16 protein-coding genes are annotated in these 16,058 nt (G+C 66.3%); 9 read left to right on the forward strand and 7 right to left on the reverse strand.

What is annotated here, in order from left to right:
- The first annotated feature begins 75 nt into the window (after window positions 1-75).
- The 3 genes from NVU01S_RS15530 (at window position 76) to nrdE (ending at window position 2,998) form a co-directional block, all read left to right on the forward strand.
- Window positions 76-309 (forward strand): redoxin NrdH, encoded by a 234-nt coding sequence (locus NVU01S_RS15530; RefSeq protein ID WP_014987271.1) that lies wholly within the window; start codon window positions 76-78, stop codon window positions 307-309.
- A gap of 35 nt (window positions 310-344) precedes the next feature.
- Window positions 345-854 (forward strand): class Ib ribonucleoside-diphosphate reductase assembly flavoprotein NrdI, encoded by a 510-nt coding sequence (gene nrdI, locus NVU01S_RS15535; RefSeq protein ID WP_042254199.1) that lies wholly within the window; start codon window positions 345-347, stop codon window positions 852-854.
- A gap of 62 nt (window positions 855-916) precedes the next feature.
- Complete coding sequence (nrdE, locus tag NVU01S_RS15540; protein ID WP_052280817.1) at window positions 917-2,998, forward strand: class 1b ribonucleoside-diphosphate reductase subunit alpha; 2,082 nt, start codon at window positions 917-919, stop codon at window positions 2,996-2,998.
- 61 nt (window positions 2,999-3,059) lie between these two features.
- Here the strand turns inward: nrdE and NVU01S_RS15545 are convergent, their stop codons facing one another.
- Both NVU01S_RS15545 and NVU01S_RS15550 read right to left on the reverse strand, forming a co-directional pair.
- Entirely contained in the window at window positions 3,060-4,052 is a 993-nt protein-coding gene (locus NVU01S_RS15545; protein ID WP_043674102.1) for an LLM class F420-dependent oxidoreductase, read from the reverse strand.
- 67 nt (window positions 4,053-4,119) lie between these two features.
- Window positions 4,120-5,505 carry a glycosyltransferase gene (locus tag NVU01S_RS15550; RefSeq protein WP_052280816.1) on the reverse strand — a complete coding sequence of 462 codons (1,386 nt, stop codon included), beginning with the start codon at window positions 5,503-5,505 and terminating at the stop codon, window positions 4,120-4,122.
- 245 nt (window positions 5,506-5,750) lie between these two features.
- On the opposite strand from NVU01S_RS15550, the gene NVU01S_RS15555 reads away from it, so the two are divergent.
- The 5 genes from NVU01S_RS15555 (at window position 5,751) to mraY (ending at window position 10,898) form a co-directional block, all read left to right on the forward strand.
- Window positions 5,751-6,341, forward strand: a complete 591-nt coding sequence (locus NVU01S_RS15555) for a DJ-1/PfpI family protein (RefSeq protein WP_043673942.1) — start codon at window positions 5,751-5,753, stop codon at window positions 6,339-6,341.
- Between the two features lie 64 nt (window positions 6,342-6,405).
- A complete protein-coding gene (locus NVU01S_RS15560) occupies window positions 6,406-6,915 on the forward strand; it encodes a hypothetical protein (RefSeq protein WP_043673941.1) in 510 nt (169 codons plus the stop codon).
- 281 nt (window positions 6,916-7,196) lie between these two features.
- Complete coding sequence (gene mgtE, locus NVU01S_RS15565) at window positions 7,197-8,561, forward strand: magnesium transporter (protein WP_043673938.1); 1,365 nt, start codon at window positions 7,197-7,199, stop codon at window positions 8,559-8,561.
- A 140-nt stretch (window positions 8,562-8,701) separates the two neighbouring features.
- The gene (locus NVU01S_RS15570) at window positions 8,702-9,691 is read left to right on the forward strand and encodes a CAP domain-containing protein (protein ID WP_052280815.1); all 990 of its coding nucleotides are present in this window, start codon (window positions 8,702-8,704) and stop codon (window positions 9,689-9,691) included.
- Window positions 9,692-9,821: 130 nt separating this feature from the next.
- Window positions 9,822-10,898 (forward strand): phospho-N-acetylmuramoyl-pentapeptide-transferase, encoded by a 1,077-nt coding sequence (mraY, locus tag NVU01S_RS15575; RefSeq protein WP_014987220.1) that lies wholly within the window; start codon window positions 9,822-9,824, stop codon window positions 10,896-10,898.
- A 4-nt stretch (window positions 10,899-10,902) separates the two neighbouring features.
- On the opposite strand, the gene NVU01S_RS15580 is transcribed toward mraY, so the two are convergent.
- From NVU01S_RS15580 to NVU01S_RS15600, 5 genes are all read right to left on the reverse strand, one after another.
- Complete coding sequence (locus NVU01S_RS15580) at window positions 10,903-11,298, reverse strand: ArsR/SmtB family transcription factor (protein ID WP_043673936.1); 396 nt, start codon at window positions 11,296-11,298, stop codon at window positions 10,903-10,905.
- A complete protein-coding gene (locus tag NVU01S_RS15585; RefSeq protein WP_043674093.1) occupies window positions 11,298-11,954 on the reverse strand; it encodes an SRPBCC family protein in 657 nt (218 codons plus the stop codon). Before NVU01S_RS15585 ends, NVU01S_RS15580 begins: the two co-directional genes overlap by 1 nt.
- A gap of 69 nt (window positions 11,955-12,023) precedes the next feature.
- Entirely contained in the window at window positions 12,024-12,512 is a 489-nt protein-coding gene (locus tag NVU01S_RS15590; RefSeq protein ID WP_043673933.1) for a GNAT family N-acetyltransferase, read from the reverse strand.
- A gap of 231 nt (window positions 12,513-12,743) precedes the next feature.
- Window positions 12,744-13,622, reverse strand: coding sequence for a helix-turn-helix domain-containing protein (locus NVU01S_RS15595; RefSeq protein ID WP_043674091.1), 879 nt, complete (start codon window positions 13,620-13,622; stop codon window positions 12,744-12,746).
- 695 nt (window positions 13,623-14,317) lie between these two features.
- Window positions 14,318-14,716 (reverse strand): DUF7144 family membrane protein, encoded by a 399-nt coding sequence (locus NVU01S_RS15600; RefSeq protein WP_014987226.1) that lies wholly within the window; start codon window positions 14,714-14,716, stop codon window positions 14,318-14,320.
- Between the two features lie 328 nt (window positions 14,717-15,044).
- On the opposite strand from NVU01S_RS15600, the gene nrdF reads away from it, so the two are divergent.
- Window positions 15,045-16,007, forward strand: a complete 963-nt coding sequence (gene nrdF / locus NVU01S_RS15610; protein WP_043673928.1) for a class 1b ribonucleoside-diphosphate reductase subunit beta — start codon at window positions 15,045-15,047, stop codon at window positions 16,005-16,007.
- Window positions 16,008-16,058: the final 51 nt, after the last annotated feature.

Raw genomic sequence — 16,058 nt, forward strand, 5'->3', positions numbered from 1 at the left:
GCATTGCAGGTCGGTCGGAATGACCGGCATACGGATCACAGGCTGTGGATCAGGCACAAGGAGAGAGGGACCTCAATGACCGTCACCGTGTACACCAAGCCCGCTTGCGTCCAGTGCAATGCCACCTACAAGGCCCTCGACAAGGCCGGGGTGGACTACGAGGTGATCGACATCTCGGAGAACGAGGAGGCCCGTGACTACGTCATGGCCCTCGGTTACCTGCAGGCGCCGGTCGTGGTGGCCGGTGAGGATCACTGGTCCGGCTTCCGGCCCGACCGGATCAAGTCGCTCGCGACCGTCGCGGCCTGACGCCGCGCCGTTCCTCCGAGAGAGGTGAGGTGAGCGTGTCCGGCAACGACGATCGCTCGAGCACCGCACCCGGCGCACTGGTCTACTTCTCCAGCGCCTCGGAGAACACGCACCGCTTCGTCGAGAAGCTGGGGATCCCGGCGACTCGCATTCCATTGCATACCGCCGACTCGCTGCGCGTCGACGAGCCCTACGTGCTGATCGTCCCCACCTACGGGGGCGGTCGGCACGTGCTCGACGCGCAACGGCCGAACAGCATCAGCGGTCACCGATCCGACAAGGATTTCGTGCCGCGCCAGGTCGCCAAGTTCCTCAACGATCCGCACAACCGCGCGCTGCTGCGTGGCGTGGTCGCGGCGGGTAACACGAACTTCGGCGACACCTACTGCTATGCGGGTGAGGTGATCTCGCGCAAGTGCGGGGTGCCCTACCTGTATCGCTTCGAACTCATGGGAACCGCCGAGGACGTCGAGCGCGTCCGAGAGGGATTGGGATTGTTTTGGCAACAACAACGACAGCACCGACCGGAAAAACGGCTCGCTTAGAGCAGCCACCGGTCCGCAATGCCGAGACAGGCGAGGTACTCGACTACCACGCCCTCAATGCGATGCTGAACCTGTACGGCCCGAACGGTGAGATCCAGTTCGACAAGGACCGGGAGGCGGCGCACCAGTACTTCCTGCAGCACGTCAACCAGAACACCGTCTTCTTCCACAACCTGGACGAGAAGCTGGACTACCTGGTCGACGAGAACTACTACGAGTCCGAGGTACTCGAGCAGTACAGCCGCGGGTTCATCAAGAAGCTGTTCCAGCAGGCCTATGCCAAGAAGTTCCGGTTCCCCACCTTCCTCGGCGCGTTCAAGTACTACACCTCGTACACGCTGAAGACCTTCGACGGCAAGCGTTACCTGGAGCGGTTCGAGGACCGCGTCTGCATGGTCGCGCTCACCCTCGCCGCCGGCGACGAGGTGCTCGCGGGCAAGCTGGTCGACGAGATCATCGACGGTCGTTTCCAGCCGGCCACCCCGACCTTCCTCAACTCGGGCAAGAAGCAGCGCGGCGAGCCGGTGTCCTGCTTCCTGCTGCGCATCGAGGACAACATGGAGTCCATCGGGCGCTCCATCAACTCCGCGCTGCAGCTGTCCAAGCGCGGCGGCGGGGTCGCCCTGCTGCTCACCAACATTCGTGAGCACGGCGCGCCGATCAAGAAGATCGAGAACCAGAGCTCGGGCGTCATCCCGATCATGAAGCTGCTGGAGGACTCGTTCTCCTACGCCAACCAGCTCGGCGCGCGCCAGGGCGCGGGCGCGGTGTACCTGCACGCGCACCACCCCGACATCTACCGGTTCCTGGACACCAAGCGGGAGAACGCGGACGAGAAGATCCGCATCAAGACCCTCTCGCTGGGCGTGGTGATCCCCGACATCACCTTCGAGCTGGCGAAGAAGAACGAGGACATGTATCTGTTCTCGCCGTACGACGTGGAGCGCATCTACGGCAAGCCGTTCGCCGATATCGACGTCACCGAGAAGTACTACGAGATGGTCGACGACAAGCGGATCCGCAAGTCGAAGATCAAGGCGCGCGAGTTCTTCCAGACCATCGCCGAGCTGCAGTTCGAATCCGGTTACCCGTACATCATGTTCGAGGACACGGTGAACCGGGCCAACCCGATCGCGGGCAAGATCACCCACTCCAACCTGTGCTCGGAGATCCTGCAGGTCTCCACGCCGTCGGTGTTCAACGACGATCTGTCCTATGCCGAGGTGGGCAAGGACATCTCGTGCAACCTCGGCTCGCTGAACATCGCCAAGACGATGGACTCACCCGATTTCGCGCAGACCATCGAGACGTCCATCCGGGCGCTGACCGCGGTCTCGGATCAGACGCACATCTACTCGGTGCCCTCGATCGAGCAGGGCAACAACGAGTCCCACGCGATCGGTCTCGGCCAGATGAACCTGCACGGGTACCTGGCGCGCGAGCGGGTGCACTACGGCTCCGACGAGGGCATCGACTTCACCAACATCTACTTCTATACCGTGGTCTACCACGCGATCCGGGCGTCGAACCTGATCGCGCAGGAGCGCGGCAGCTACTTCGGCGGCTTCCCCGAGTCGAAGTACGCCAGCGGTGAGTACTTCGACAAGTACACCGAGCAGGTGTGGGAGCCGAAAACCGAACGGGTCGCGCGGCTTTTCGCCGACGCCGGGGTGCACATCCCGACCCAGGACGACTGGCGGGCGCTGAAGGCATCGGTCATGGCGCACGGCATCTACAACCAGAACCTGCAGGCGGTTCCGCCGACCGGGTCGATCTCCTACATCAACCACTCCACCAGCTCCATCCACCCGGTGGCGTCGAAGATCGAGATCCGCAAGGAAGGCAAGATCGGCCGCGTCTACTACCCGGCGCCCTACCTCGACAACGACAACCTCGAGTACTACGACGACGCCTACGAGATCGGCTACGAGAAGATCATCGACACCTACGCCGCGGCCACCCAGCACGTGGACCAGGGCCTGTCGCTGACCCTGTTCTTCAAGGACACCGTCACCACCCGCGACCTCAACCGCGCCCAGATCTACGCCTGGCGTAAGGGAATCAAGACCCTCTACTACATCCGCCTGCGTCAAATGGCGCTGGAGGGTACCGAAGTAGAAGGCTGCGTCTCCTGCATGCTGTAACACCGCACAACGCCGAAAGCCCCGGTGCCGCAATGGCGCCGGGGCTTTCTCGGTCTGCGGTTCAGGCCAGGGTGGGGGCCACTTCGCGTTCGAAGAGCTCGATGCCGGAGGTGTCGTAGGCGGCTTCGGGGAAGTTGAGGATGGCGTAGCCGAGGCCGAGGTCGCGCAGGCCGGCGAGGCGCTCGGCGACCTGCTCCGGGGTGCCGACGGCGGCGGAGGTGCGGAACATGCCGTCCACGAAACCCTTGGCCTGATCGTCGTCGATCACCGTGGCCAGCTTGGCTTGTACCGCCGAAAGGCGTTCTTCGACTTCGGTTTCGGTGCTTGCGATGATCGCGTTGAAGTTCGAGGAGCGCACGATGGCGGCGAAATCGGTGCCGACGTCGGCGCAGTGCGCGCGCAGGATGTCCGACTTCGCGGCGAACTCGTCGGGCGCGCCGCTGAAGTTGGTGTACTGGGCGTACTTCGCCGCGATCCGCAGCGTCTTCTTCTCACCGCCGCCCGCGATCCACAGCGGAATGCCGTTCTCCTGCAACGGAAGCGGCTGCACGATCGCCCCGTCGACCTGGTAGTACCGGCCGTCCAGCGTCGCCTTGCCGGTGGTCCACGCCTGCCGGAAGATCTGCACGCCCTCGTCGAGCCGGCCGAGGCGCTCACCCGCCGACGGGAACCCGTAACCGTAGGCCCGCCACTCGTGTTCGTACCAGCCGCCGCCGATGCCCATCTCCGCCCGGCCACCGGAGATCAGGTCGACGGTCGCGGCGACTTTCGCCAGATAGGCCGGATTCCGGTAGCTCATCGCGGTACACATCTGCCCGAGCCGCACCCGCGAGGTGGACGCCGCGAACGCCGACATCAGCGTCCACGCCTCGTGGGTCGCCTCCTCGGTGGGCACCGGCACGGTGTGGAAGTGGTCGTACACCCACAGCGATTCCCAGATGTCGGCGGCATCCGCGCGTTGCGCGAGGTCCCGCATCACCCGCCACTGGTCGGCGGGGTCGATACCGACGAGGTCGAGCCGCCAACCCTGCGGGATGAAGATGCCGAAGCGCACAGATTTCTCCTTCGTATGTTTGCCCACAACCTAACCAATCATCCCGTGCTCGGCCGGGTGGTGCCTGTCAGCGCTCGCGGTGCGGCCGTTCCTGTTGTGCCGGGGTGGATTTGGGTGGCAGGACCACCGGATCGGGTTCGCCGGGGACGATCTCGGGGGCGACCTCGTTCGTCGGGTAGTGGTGGGACTCGTAGACCGGGAGGGAGCCGAAGCGGGCCGGGTGCCCGGTCTCGACCCCGGCGAAATGGTGTTCGAGCAGGTTGGCGGCGTGCAACGTGCCGGTCGCAGCGCGGAACCCGGCGGCCACCCGGGCGGCGCCGTCGCGGCAGGCCAGCGCCCGCTCGATCCCGGCGCGGAGTGTGGCGACGGTGAGCCGTTTCGGCGCGACGCGGCTGCCCGCCTCGTTGCCGACCACCCGGCGCGCTACCTCGAAGTGGTCCCGCCCGGACGGCACGACACACACGGGAACGCCGGTGGCCAAGGCTTTTTGGACGAGGCCCATGCCGCCGTGTGAGACCACCACGGCGGCGCGGTCGAGCAGCAGGTGGTGCGGCACGAACCGTTCGACTCGCGCATTCGGTGCGGCGGTGAGGGTTTCGGGATCGATGGCGCCCGAGGTGACCACGGTGTACATCCCGCTGTCGGCCAGCGCGTCCATCGCCGTCTGGGCGATTCTGCCGTCGTCGTGGAATTCGGTCGAGCAGGTGACCAGCGCCAGCGGACGATCTATCGCGGCCAGCCACGCGGGCGGTTCGGCGTCCGGGGCCCACAGGCCGGGGCCGACCTGGGCGACGGATTCCGGCCAGTCCGAGCGCACGTCGTCGAACGGCGGCGCGGTGAAGTTGAGGGTCAGTGGCGGCATGCGCAGGTAGTCGACGATGCTGTCCAGGGTGTCGAGACCGTAGTACTGGCGCATGTGGTTGAGCTCGGGCAGCACCTCGTTCCATCGTCGTTCCAGGAACCAGCGCAGGCCGTTGTCGCGCAGGCGGCCGAACAGATCGGTCCGCGGGACCGATCCGGGGCCGAAGGGCGGTGTGTCGACCGAGGGGAGTGGCAGCAGCTTCGGCGCCCAGGAGGCCCACGGCAGCCCGCTGGCCGCGGCGAGGATCTGCGCGCCCGGCGCGGTGATGTCGATCAGCAGCGCGTCGGGTCGTTCCGCGATGATCGCGCTGCGCAGGGCCTGGATCTCGTCGGGGATGCGGGCGACGAGCGCGCGGAGCGCGGCGCGCAGGGCGGGGATCTTGGCGGTGGTGGCCCAGTCGTTGAGCGTGTCCATCGCCAGGGCCGGTGGCAGTTCGCGCACCGCGAGGCCGAGTGGGCCGAGCTCCTGCTCGCTACCGGGAATCGTCAGCACGGTGACGGAGTGGCCGCGGGAAACCAGCTCGGACAGTACAGGCGCGACCGGATACAGATGTCCCTTTGCCGGTGAGGTGAAGGCCAGTATCTTGGTCATGCCACACGCTAACTCATAGCAAATGGATGTGCAGAGGGTGTTGGTGAACCGTTATCCGCGGGCGCAACGGGTCCGCAGGGTCAACATTATCGCTTATTTCCTCAAGTAATGGCTGATTCGCGGGGGAGTATCGGTCATTGCGGCTGAAAGGTTCAACAAGGACAAGCTTCCGGTATGAAGTACCGGTGTTCCATTCGCAATCGCTTAGCAAACGCGCGGTTGCGCGGGTGTGCTAAGCAAGGAGCATGACGAGCGCCATCGGCCTGCTGCTGTTCCCCGGCGTCGAAGAACTGGACGCGGTCGGCCCGTGGGAGGTGCTGTCGGTCTGGACGCAGTACTTCCCCGACGACGGCTACACCGTCTTCACCTTCGCCGAGCACGAGGGCCCGGTCGAGTGCGCGAAGGGCATGCGGATCGAGGCGCAGTACTCCTACGCCACCGCGCCGCGGCGCGACGTCTTGATCATCCCCGGCGGCATGGGCACCAGGCCGATGCTGAAAGACACCGTGGCCCTCGACTGGGTGCGCGCACAGCGCGCGACGACTCCGCTGATCACCAGCGTCTGCACCGGCTCCCTGGTGCTCGCCGCCGCGGGACTGCTGGCCGGGCGCCCGGCGACCACGCACTGGGCCTCGCTCGAGCACCTGCGCGAACTGGACACCACCATCGCGGTCAGTGCCGATGAACGATTCGTCGACGACGGCGACATCATCACGTCCTCGGGCGTCTCCGCGGGCATCGACATGGCACTGCATCTCGTGCGCCGGCTCGCCGGCGCCGAACGCGCCCGTCAGGTCCGGCACACGATCCAGTACGACCCGGCCCCGCCGGTGTGAGTCGTTGCCCGCGAGCGTAATTCGCTCGACAGCACGCGGGGTGCCGAGTCATCCTGGAACGCACATGAACAACGCAAGACAACCACGACTCGGCGTCGACTTCGGCCGGGTCATCCAGGGGGCGGCCTTACGGCCGGGCGCGCCGGACACGGTCTTCCTCTCCGGCGGACATGCCGAGGCGATGCGAACTCCGCCCAGCCCCAACGCTTTCGAAGTCCTGACCCACCTCGTCGAGCGTTTCGCCGGGCAGGCGTGGGTCATCTCCAAATGCGGTCCGCGGGTGGAGCAGCGCACCCGGCAGTGGCTCGACCATCACCACTTCTTCACTCGCACCGGCATGCCGCGCGACCACCTGCGGTTCTGCCGCGAGCGCGCGCACAAGGCGGTGCACTGCGCCGAACTCGGCATCACGCACATGATCGACGACCGGCTCGAGGTGCATCACGCGCTGCGCGGACTGGTCCCGCACCTGTACCTGTTCGGCCCGCAAACCGCACCCGTGCCCGACTGGGTATGCCATGTGCCCACCTGGACCGCGGCGGAGACGGCCGTCACAGCCACCGTCGCCGAGTAGCGCCCGTCCGCGGTCGAGGTGAAGAATCTGGACGGATGCCTGTATCCTTCGTGGGGATGCATTCGCGTCCGATCAATGCTGAAGACGGTGTAGACGCCCAGGTCTGTGGCCGCGACGAAGAGGAGGTGGGGTTGCCATGCGCAGCGAACCTCCCAGTCGAAGGCCGCGCGGCGTCGCCCCTTCGCATTCCTGAGTAATCAGCGACGGTGGGGGCCGGCGCCCGCGGTGTGACTCTTCGCGCCCGCTCTTGTTCACTCACGCGTATTTGCTGAGGATCCCCCATGTCGCAGACCGACGTAATCGAAGTTCGTCCGACGCTGTCCGAGTCCCTGCAGGACGTCGTCGACACCCACCGGGTCGACGCCGCGCTGGCGTGGCTCGACGAGCGCCCGCCGCATGTCATCGCCGATCAGCTGGCCCGGATGGACGCCGTCCAGGCCGGTATGGCGTTCCGGCTGCTCGACAAGGATTTGGCGCTGGCCGTTTTCGAGGAACTCGAGCCGGTCGACCAGCAGCAGATCCTGCAGGGCCTGCGTGACCAGAGCTTCCGCGACCTGGTCGAGGGCATGGCCCCCGACGACCGCGCCCGCATGCTGCGCGAGGCGCCCGCAAAGGTGGCCAAGAAGGTGCTGGCCGGGTTGAGCCCGCGCGAACGGCGGATGACCGCCGCGCTGCTCGGCTACCCGGAAGGCTCGGCCGGGCAGTACATGACACCCGCCCTGGTGGCGCTGCCCCGCGACCTCACCGTCGCCGACGCGCTCACCGTGGTGCGGGCCAAGGGCGCCGACGCGGAAACCGTCTACACGCTGCCCGTGGTCGACGGGGGCCGGCGGCTGACCGGCATCGTCGAACTGCGCGAGCTGGTGCTCAGCAAGCCGGACACGATGATCGCCGAATTGGTCGTCACCGAACCGGCTTTCGCGCGCGCGACCGACTCGGCGGAGAAGGCCGCCCGGCTGATGCGCGAGACCAACGACATCAACCTGCCCGTGGTGGACAGCGAGGACCGGCTCGTCGGGCTGCTCACCATCGACGACGCCGTCGAGGTGATCGAGGCCGCCGACAGCGAGGACGTGGCCCGGCAGGCGGGTTCGGCGCCGTGGGAGGGCCACTACATGGCCGCCGGAGTGTTCCAGCTGGCCCGGTATCGCGCCATGTGGCTGGTGCTGTTGCTGCTCGCCGCGACCCTGACGGTCAGCGTCACCGACATGTTCGAGGGCACTCTCCAGCAGGCCGCGCATCTCGCGCTGTTCATCCCGCTGCTGATCGGCGCGGGCGGCAACGCCGGCGCGCAGGCCGCCACCGCCTGCGTGCGCGCGCTCGCCGTCGGCGAGGTGCGGGTCTCGGACCTGTTCAAGGTGATCTGGCGGGAATGCCGGGTCGGGTTGGTGCTCGGCGCCATGCTCGCCGCCGCGGGACTGGTGATCGGCGGGCTGTTCGTCGGCCCGCGCGTCGCGGTGGTCGTCGGCATCACCCTGGTGCTGATCTGTGGTTGGGCCGCGACCATCGGCGGCACCATGCCGTTGCTCGCCAAGAAGCTGCGGATCGATCCGGCGGTGGTGTCCGCCCCGATGGTGACGACCCTGGTGGACGCGACCGGCCTGGTCATCTACTTCACCACCGCCAAGCTGGTGCTCGGCATCTGAGCCGGAACACCGTGCGGTGCAAGCGAGGTCGGCCACCGGAGGACGGCGTGGGCAGCTCCGTTAGTGCTTCGTTGATTTCCGGTTAGGACCCGGCGCGACGCTGTGTGCGATCACCCGGATACCAGCACACGGAGCCACCGATGAACGTCAAATCCACCGCCGCCACCCTCGCGATCGCCGCGGGCGCCTGCCTGTTCGCGCTGCCCGCCGCGTCCGCGACGACCTATACCAACTGCGATGTCGAACCCGCCGCGCTCGCGCTGCGCGGCGAGGAAGGCGTCGTGCTCGACCAGATCAACAAGTTGCGCAAGGACGCGGGCCTGGCCGCGGTCACGCACAGCGAGGTGCTGGCGCGGCCCGCCGAATGGGCGAGCAACGACAGCGCGCGCCGGGGCAGCTCGCCCGCCGACCACGTGGACACCCTCGGCCGCGATATCAAGACCCGGTTCGCGCAGTGCGGCGTGCCCGCCGATGCGCCCAAGATCGCCGAGATCAACTTCTACGGTCGCAACGTCGAGCCCGCCGACGCCATGCGGTTCTGGTCGAATTCGCCTGGGCACCGGGCGATCATCCTCGACGGCACACTGGACAAGGTCGGCGTCGCGGTGATCTACCAGGGCGATCGGCGGCACTGGACGGTCACCTTCGCCGCCGACCACACCACCCCGCCGCCCACCCTGCCCGCGACCGTCACCCGGGACAACCTGAACGGCGCGCAGCATCAGGCCGAGTTCGACAAACTGGTCGCCCAGGGCTACCGGATCAGCGATATCCGGGTCACCGCCGGCAACGATCCGCGCTACTCCAGCACCTGGGTCCGCAACGACGGCCGCGCGTGGCAGGCCCGGCACGGCCTGGATGCCAAGACCTACCAGGCCGAATTCGACAAGCTGCTGGCGCAGGGCTACCGCTTGACCCTGGTCCGCGGCTACGAGGTCAACGGCGCGTCGCGCTTCGCCGGCATCTGGGAGCGCAACGACGGCCGGGCTTGGCAAGCGCGCCACGACATCTCGGTGCAGGCCTACAACAGCACCGCGGCCCAGCTCGCCGCACAGGGCTACCGTCTCGTGCACGAGCACCGGTACCAGGTGCGGGGGCAGACCTTCGTCGCGGCCATCTGGAACAGGTGATCGGCGTTCGAGGCCGCGGCCGTCCAGCGGGGCGGTCGCGGCCTCGTCGCGCCTGCGCAACCGCTCGTTACCGCATTGCCCCCGCGAGCTTGCTACCGTCGGAGCGCTCGAACAACAACATGAGGGGCGAATGAGACAGATCTTGTTCTCGGCGATGATCGCGCTCGTGGTGTCGATCACGTTGACGCCATTGCTGATCAAGCTTTTCACGAGACGTAACGTCGGCCAGGAGATCCGGGTCGACGGCCCGGCCAGCCATCAGTCCAAACGCGGCACCCCGACCATGGGCGGCATCGCGATCCTGATCGGCATGTGGGCCGGATACCTGGGGGCGCATCTGCTCGACAGCCGGCACGACGAAGCCGAGATCTCGGTCTCCGGTCTGCTGGTGCTCGGCTTGGCCACCGCGCTCGGCTTCGTCGGGTTCCTCGACGATTTCATCAAGATCCGCAAGCAGCGCAATCTCGGCTTGACGGCCACCGGGAAGTACATCGGACAGCTGCTCGCCGCAGTCATTTTCGGCGTGCTCGCGCTGCGGTTCCCCGGCGATATGGGGCTCACCCCCGCCAGCAGGCACATGTCCTACGTCCGCGACGTGACCACGGTGTCGTTCGGCGTGATCGGCTTCCTGCTCGTCGTCTGCTTCCTCGTGGTGGCCTGGTCGAACGCGGTGAACATCACCGACGGCCTCGACGGGCTGGCCGCCGGATCGATGAGCTTCGCGCTCGGCGCCTACGTGATCATCACCTTCTGGCAGTACACCAACTCGTGCGTGAGCACCCCCGTCGCCGGGTGCTACACCGTGCGCGACCCGCTCGATCTCGCCGTGGTCTGCGCGGCCGGCGCCGGCGCGTGCATCGGATTCCTGTGGTGGAACGCGGCGCCCGCGAAGATCTTCATGGGCGACACCGGTTCGCTGGCGCTCGGCGGCCTGCTCGCCGGGCTGTCCATCACGACCCGCACCGAGCTGCTGATGGCGGTGGTGGGTGCGCTGTTCTTCGCCGAGATCCTCTCGGTGCTGTTGCAGATCGTGGTGTTCCGGACCACGCGCAACCGGTTGTTCCGGATGGCGCCGTTCCACCATCATTTCGAACTGGGCAAGTGGGCCGAAACCACGGTCATCATTCGGTTCTGGTTGCTCGCGGGCATCGCGGCCGCGGTCGGGCTGATGCTCTTCTACGGGGAGTATCTGGCCGTCGTCGGCTGAGGTGTCAGGCGTGGCGGGCGTCGCGGTCCAGGTCGCGGTGCGGTGCCGCGGTGCGCCGGGTGCGCTTGCCGCGGGCGATCTCGGTGGCGAGCGCGTCCAGCGGTTGCGCGAGCTGGTGCAGCGGGTCGGCGAGCGCGCTCAACCAGGTCTTCGCGGCCGTCAAGCCCGCCTCGTCCAGCGTGTAGAAGCGCCGGGTGCCCGCCGCGCGGACGTGCACCAGCCCGGCGTCACGCAGCACCTTGAGATGCTGGGAGACGCCGGGCTGGGAGATCTGCGCGTGCTCCTGCACCGCCGCGACGACCGCGCCCGCCGGTTGCTCCCCGGCCGCCACCAGCTCCAGGATGTAGCGGCGGGTCGGGTCGCCGAGCGCCTCGAAAATGCTTGCGGTAGAACGGTCCATCAGGACTCGGGGCTCTCCTCGGATTCCGTGGTGTAGAAGCTCACCGTATTCGCCGCGGCCGCGTGCGCCGCGTCCGGCTCGTCGCCGTCGCCGATCGCGGCCGCCGCCCAGCCCGTCGCGGCCGTGCGGATGAACTCCTTGCCCTCCGGCGTGGTGTGCAAGGTGAGCGCCTCGGCCTGGTCCACCGGTTCACCGCTCGCCAGGTAGAGCCCGAGGCCCACCAGCGCGAGATCCCAGCCGACACCGACGGCGCCGGGACCGTACTGCGTCCAGAAGCCCGGGTCGACGGGCGCCTCGTGCGCCAGCTCGAGCAGCGTGCCCGCCTCGCTCGGCGTGAGCCCGACCCGCACCCAGGACACCTGTGGTCCCATCTCCCAGGTCACCGCGAAACCTTTGGGCTCGTCACACTCTTCGACCACCCCGCCCGCATTCCCCTCCAGCTGGTAGCGCCCGCCGAGCGCCAGCTCCCCGCTGATCGGCAGGAACCAGCGCGGAATCCGCTCCGGATCGGTCAGCGCCTCCCACAGATCGGCCTGATCGGTCGAATAGCTCCGCCGCGCCACCGCCACCTTCGTCGGCACACCATCGCGCACCCCACTACGAATCTCCCGCGTCACCAGTCCAGCAAGAGTGACAGGGTCGCTCAACAAAGTCATCGAACTCTCCTTCATAAGTTTCTACTTATATTAGACGCCAGCATACTGCCACGCCCGGAGTGTTCTCGTCTATTGCCCGTAAGAGAACCGCAGCTCTCGGGCGTAGTGTCTGCTGCCGGGTGCTTCGCGGTAGCGGCCGAAGCCGGGGATCGGGTGGTAGCCGGCGGAGGTGTAGAGGGCGATGGCTTCCGGTTGACGGGTACCGGTTTCCAGCACGATGCGGCGGCGTCCGGCGGCCGCCGCACTGTGTTCGACGGCGGCCAGTAGCTGTCGGGCCAGCCCGCGGCCGCGCACCTCCGGCGCCACATACATCCGTTTGAGTTCGGCGTCCCCGTCCCGGAATTCGGGTTCGTCGCCCTCGTGCGCCCGCCACCCGGCACACGCCACCGCGATCCCCTCGACGTACCCGATCAGGAACGCGCCCAACGGCGGCGCGAACTCGCTCGGATCGGTCGGACTCTCGTCCGGCCCGCCATACCGCACCACATACTCCTGCTGCACCTCCGCGATCAACTTCCGCGCGTCCGGACTGTCATAAGCCCGCACCACCAGCTCCATCAGGTCAGGCTAGCCAGCGCAGCGGCGATCGGCCGGTGCTCATCGCGGCGGAAGTGGTCGAATCACCGACACTCATCCAAAACTCGCTCCCGCGGAATGGAATGCGAGGGGATATTGCCGGCAACTTGATCACCAGGTAATGGTGGCGGTATCGGGCGAGAGCGGAACGCCACCATTACCTGGTGCTCAAGTGGCCGGCAGGAAAGTGGGGTGGCCGCACGGGGCACGGCGTTATTCGCTGAGTTCGGCGGCGATGTCGAGGATGTATGCACGGCTGTCGGTTTCGGGCAGGGCCAGGCGTTTGAGGTCGCTGCATACGGCGCGGTAGGTGGCGATCTCTTCGGGGTGCTCGAGGTAGAGGTCACCGGTGAAGCCTTGGACGTAGACGACCGGCGGCTCGGACAGGTACGCGGTGGGGTGCGGTGGAAACTCCAGCAGGACAAAGCCGCCCACCAGCAGACCCTGGTACGCGCCGGCCGTGCGCGGCAGGACCTGCACCGAAACATTGGGCAGCCGAGCGAGATCGGCGAGCCGGGTCAACTGATCGGTCATGACCCGGGTGCTGCCGGTGATCCGCCGCAACGCCGCCTCATCGATGAACGCGTCGAACGCGAGTGGGTTCGCGCTGTCGGTGAGCCGCGACTGCCGCCGCGCCATGACCTCGACGTTCTTCTCGATATCGACGGTCGGCCAGTTGGGGTGCAGCACCCAGGTCATCGCGCGGCGATAGTCGGCGGTCTGCACCAGATTGGGCAACAGCGTCGGCTGATACGAAATGATGTGCTGCGCAGCGTCTTCCAACCCGACGAACAACCCGCCGTACGAAGGCAGAACGTTGTCGTAGCCGTGCCACCACGCTCTGGTCTGCGTATCCTCCATGAGCCCGAGCAGCATTCGGGTCAGACTCGGCGGCAACTCGTAGATCTCGCACAGCCGCTTGATGTACAGCGGATTCAGGCGGATCTGGACGCCGTTCTCCATCCGCCAGAAGGTCTGTTTGCTGACGCCGATCTCGTTGCGGGCGACTTCCGCGGTCACGCATGCCTCGAGGCGTGCGCGGCGGAGCTCGCGGGCCAGCAGCCGGCGGGGCAGGGTCGAGCCAGTCGTCATGGGCAGCATCTCCGAAGGGTTGCTAATGGATTGGGTCCGTTTTGGAACCTGAATAGGGCGCCGACTTTGGAACCTTGCCGAAAAAGCTCGACAAACTCTGTGGTGCAAGGCCCCGATCGGGTGGCTGTGCTGTTGCATTGCTGGTGTTCGCGGAAACCCGACCGGCCCGCCATCCCGATTCGGTGTCCGCGTTCATCCAACCAGGCGACTGTATAGGAGGATTGCCAATTTGCCGAATTGCTCAGCGCGTCAACTGAATCGACCCCGCAGGGTAGAAAAATGTCGCGTTCCAACTGGAACATTCCAGAATGGCGATTCCCCTCGCGGTGGTTTATTGCTGCCATTTGCCCGGGTACGGAACGGGCATTTAGCGGTATGTCGCTGCCGCACGACTTTTGGGCTGTCGCACCCGCTCTGGCCTGCTGAAACGACTGCGGGAACGCAGAATGGGTGCGGAAAGCGAGTTCCGTCGAGGCGTACGCTTCGGCGCGCTTACCGGAGTCCGGGCAGGCCCTGCTCGGTGAATTGGGCGGCGGTGTAGCAGGTTCCGCATGCGGCCCGTGCCCCGCAATAACAGCGGTGGTTCGGTTGGGATGTGCACTCGCCCGGTGAAACCAATTGCGCACCAATCTGTTCGACCCCACAACGCATCGACCCCAGCGCCCGCGGGACGCTGGGGTCGAAAACGTGCGCGTTTACTGTGTGGCGAGTTGCCGGGCCAGCGCCCAGATCACCAGAACATCGATCGCGATGATCACCAGAGCCCAGAACGGATAGATGGGAGCGAAGAGGAAGTTGTCCAGGATGCTGATCGCCGCCATGACGATGCCCGCGAGGTAACCCCAGGTCTTGCCGGTGACGATGCCGAAACCCGCGACCAGGACGAGGATCGCGATCACCAGGTGGATCCAACCCCACGTCGAGACGTCGACGAGGAACACCTGGTCTTCGGTGACGACGAAGATGTCACGTCCCGCGATCGCGGCGATCGCGGTCATCAGATGCAGTAGACCGGTGACGAGGATCAGGACACCGGCGAAAATCGTCATGTCGTTGAGCACCGGGCCGGTGCGGACGGGTCCGGGACTGGTCATAACACACACTCCTTCCGAAACGCGTGGTACACCTATCGGCTCAACGTAGCCCCTGATCAGGTGAAACCGGCGCAGATCGGCGGATCGCCGCTGCCGTGGCAAACTTCCCGCGATCTCGCGCGGCGCGCCAGCATCGATGTGGTCGTTCGGGTGCCGGTGGCGCACAATAGGGGCCGCACGCGGTGGCTCCCGGCCGTTTTCGTCCAGGTGACACACATCGCTGCGACACAAGGTGTTGTGCTGCACGGACTTGTCACCCCCAAGGAGTAGTGTCCAGGGGAGAGAAATTCCGTGACGGCCGCGGGCTCGGGAAAGGTGTGGAGGCAGCATGAAACTGATCGATCGGGTATCGGCCATCAACTGGAATCGGGTGCCCGACGAGAAGGATGCCGAGGTCTGGGATCGGCTGACCGGCAACTTCTGGCTGCCCGAGAAGGTTCCGGTGTCCAACGACATCCCCTCGTGGGGCACGTTGACCACCGACGAGAAGCAGCTGACCATGCGGGTCTTCACCGGTCTGACGCTGCTGGACACCATTCAGGGCACCGTCGGCGCGGTGAGCCTGATCCCGGATGCGCTGACCCCGCACGAGGAAGCGGTGTACACCAATATCGCGTTCATGGAGTCGGTGCACGCCAAGAGCTACAGCTCGATCTTCTCCACGCTGTGCTCCACCCGCGAGATCGACGACGCGTTCCGCTGGTCGGAGGAGAACCGTAACCTGCAGCGCAAGGCCGAGATCGTGCTCGACTACTACAACGGCGACGATCCGCTCAAGCGCAAGGTCGCCTCGACCCTGCTGGAGAGCTTCCTGTTCTACTCCGGCTTCTACCTGCCGATGTACTGGTCCTCGCGGGCCAAGCTCACCAACACCGCCGACCTGATCCGGCTGATCATCCGGGACGAGGCCGTGCACGGCTACTACATCGGCTACAAGTACCAGAAGGGTCTGGAGCTGGTCAGCCAGGCCGAGCGCGACGAGCTGAAGAACTACACGTTCGAGCTGCTCTTCGAGTTGTACGACAACGAGGTCGAATACACCCAGGACCTCTACGACGAGGTCGGCCTCACCGAGGACGTCAAGAAGTTCCTGCGCTACAACGCCAACAAGGCGCTGATGAACCTCGGCTACGAGGGCCTGTTCCCCAAGGACGAGACCGAGGTGAACCCGGCCATCCTGTCGGCCCTGTCCCCGAACGCCGACGAGAACCACGACTTCTTCTCCGGCTCCGGCTCCAGCTACGTGATCGGCAAGGCCGTCAACACCGAAGACGAAGACTGGGAGTTCTGAACCACCCCGACCCCGAAAACGGCGGCAGCCCCCTCTGCCGCCGTTTTTCGT

The sequence above is a fragment of the Nocardia vulneris genome, assembly GCF_001613425.1.
Taxonomy (GTDB): Bacteria; Actinomycetota; Actinomycetes; order Mycobacteriales; family Mycobacteriaceae; genus Nocardia; species Nocardia vulneris.

Coding starts and splice junctions, on each gene's coding strand:
- NVU01S_RS15585 (WP_043674093.1), bottom strand. CDS start 11,954: ATGACTTTGTTGAGCGACCCTGTCACTCTTGCTGGACTGGTGACGCGG.
- NVU01S_RS15590 (WP_043673933.1), bottom strand. CDS start 12,512: ATGGAGCTGGTGGTGCGGGCTTATGACAGTCCGGACGCGCGGAAGTTG.
- NVU01S_RS15570 (WP_052280815.1), top strand. CDS start 8,702: ATGAACGTCAAATCCACCGCCGCCACCCTCGCGATCGCCGCGGGCGCC.
- NVU01S_RS15595 (WP_043674091.1), bottom strand. CDS start 13,622: ATGACGACTGGCTCGACCCTGCCCCGCCGGCTGCTGGCCCGCGAGCTC.
- NVU01S_RS15580 (WP_043673936.1), bottom strand. CDS start 11,298: ATGGACCGTTCTACCGCAAGCATTTTCGAGGCGCTCGGCGACCCGACC.
- NVU01S_RS15555 (WP_043673942.1), top strand. CDS start 5,751: ATGACGAGCGCCATCGGCCTGCTGCTGTTCCCCGGCGTCGAAGAACTG.
- mraY (WP_014987220.1), top strand. CDS start 9,822: ATGAGACAGATCTTGTTCTCGGCGATGATCGCGCTCGTGGTGTCGATC.
- mgtE (WP_043673938.1), top strand. CDS start 7,197: ATGTCGCAGACCGACGTAATCGAAGTTCGTCCGACGCTGTCCGAGTCC.
- NVU01S_RS15550 (WP_052280816.1), bottom strand. CDS start 5,505: ATGACCAAGATACTGGCCTTCACCTCACCGGCAAAGGGACATCTGTAT.
- nrdE (WP_052280817.1), top strand. CDS start 917: ATGCTGAACCTGTACGGCCCGAACGGTGAGATCCAGTTCGACAAGGAC.
- nrdF (WP_043673928.1), top strand. CDS start 15,045: ATGAAACTGATCGATCGGGTATCGGCCATCAACTGGAATCGGGTGCCC.
- NVU01S_RS15560 (WP_043673941.1), top strand. CDS start 6,406: ATGAACAACGCAAGACAACCACGACTCGGCGTCGACTTCGGCCGGGTC.
- NVU01S_RS15600 (WP_014987226.1), bottom strand. CDS start 14,716: ATGACCAGTCCCGGACCCGTCCGCACCGGCCCGGTGCTCAACGACATG.
- NVU01S_RS15530 (WP_014987271.1), top strand. CDS start 76: ATGACCGTCACCGTGTACACCAAGCCCGCTTGCGTCCAGTGCAATGCC.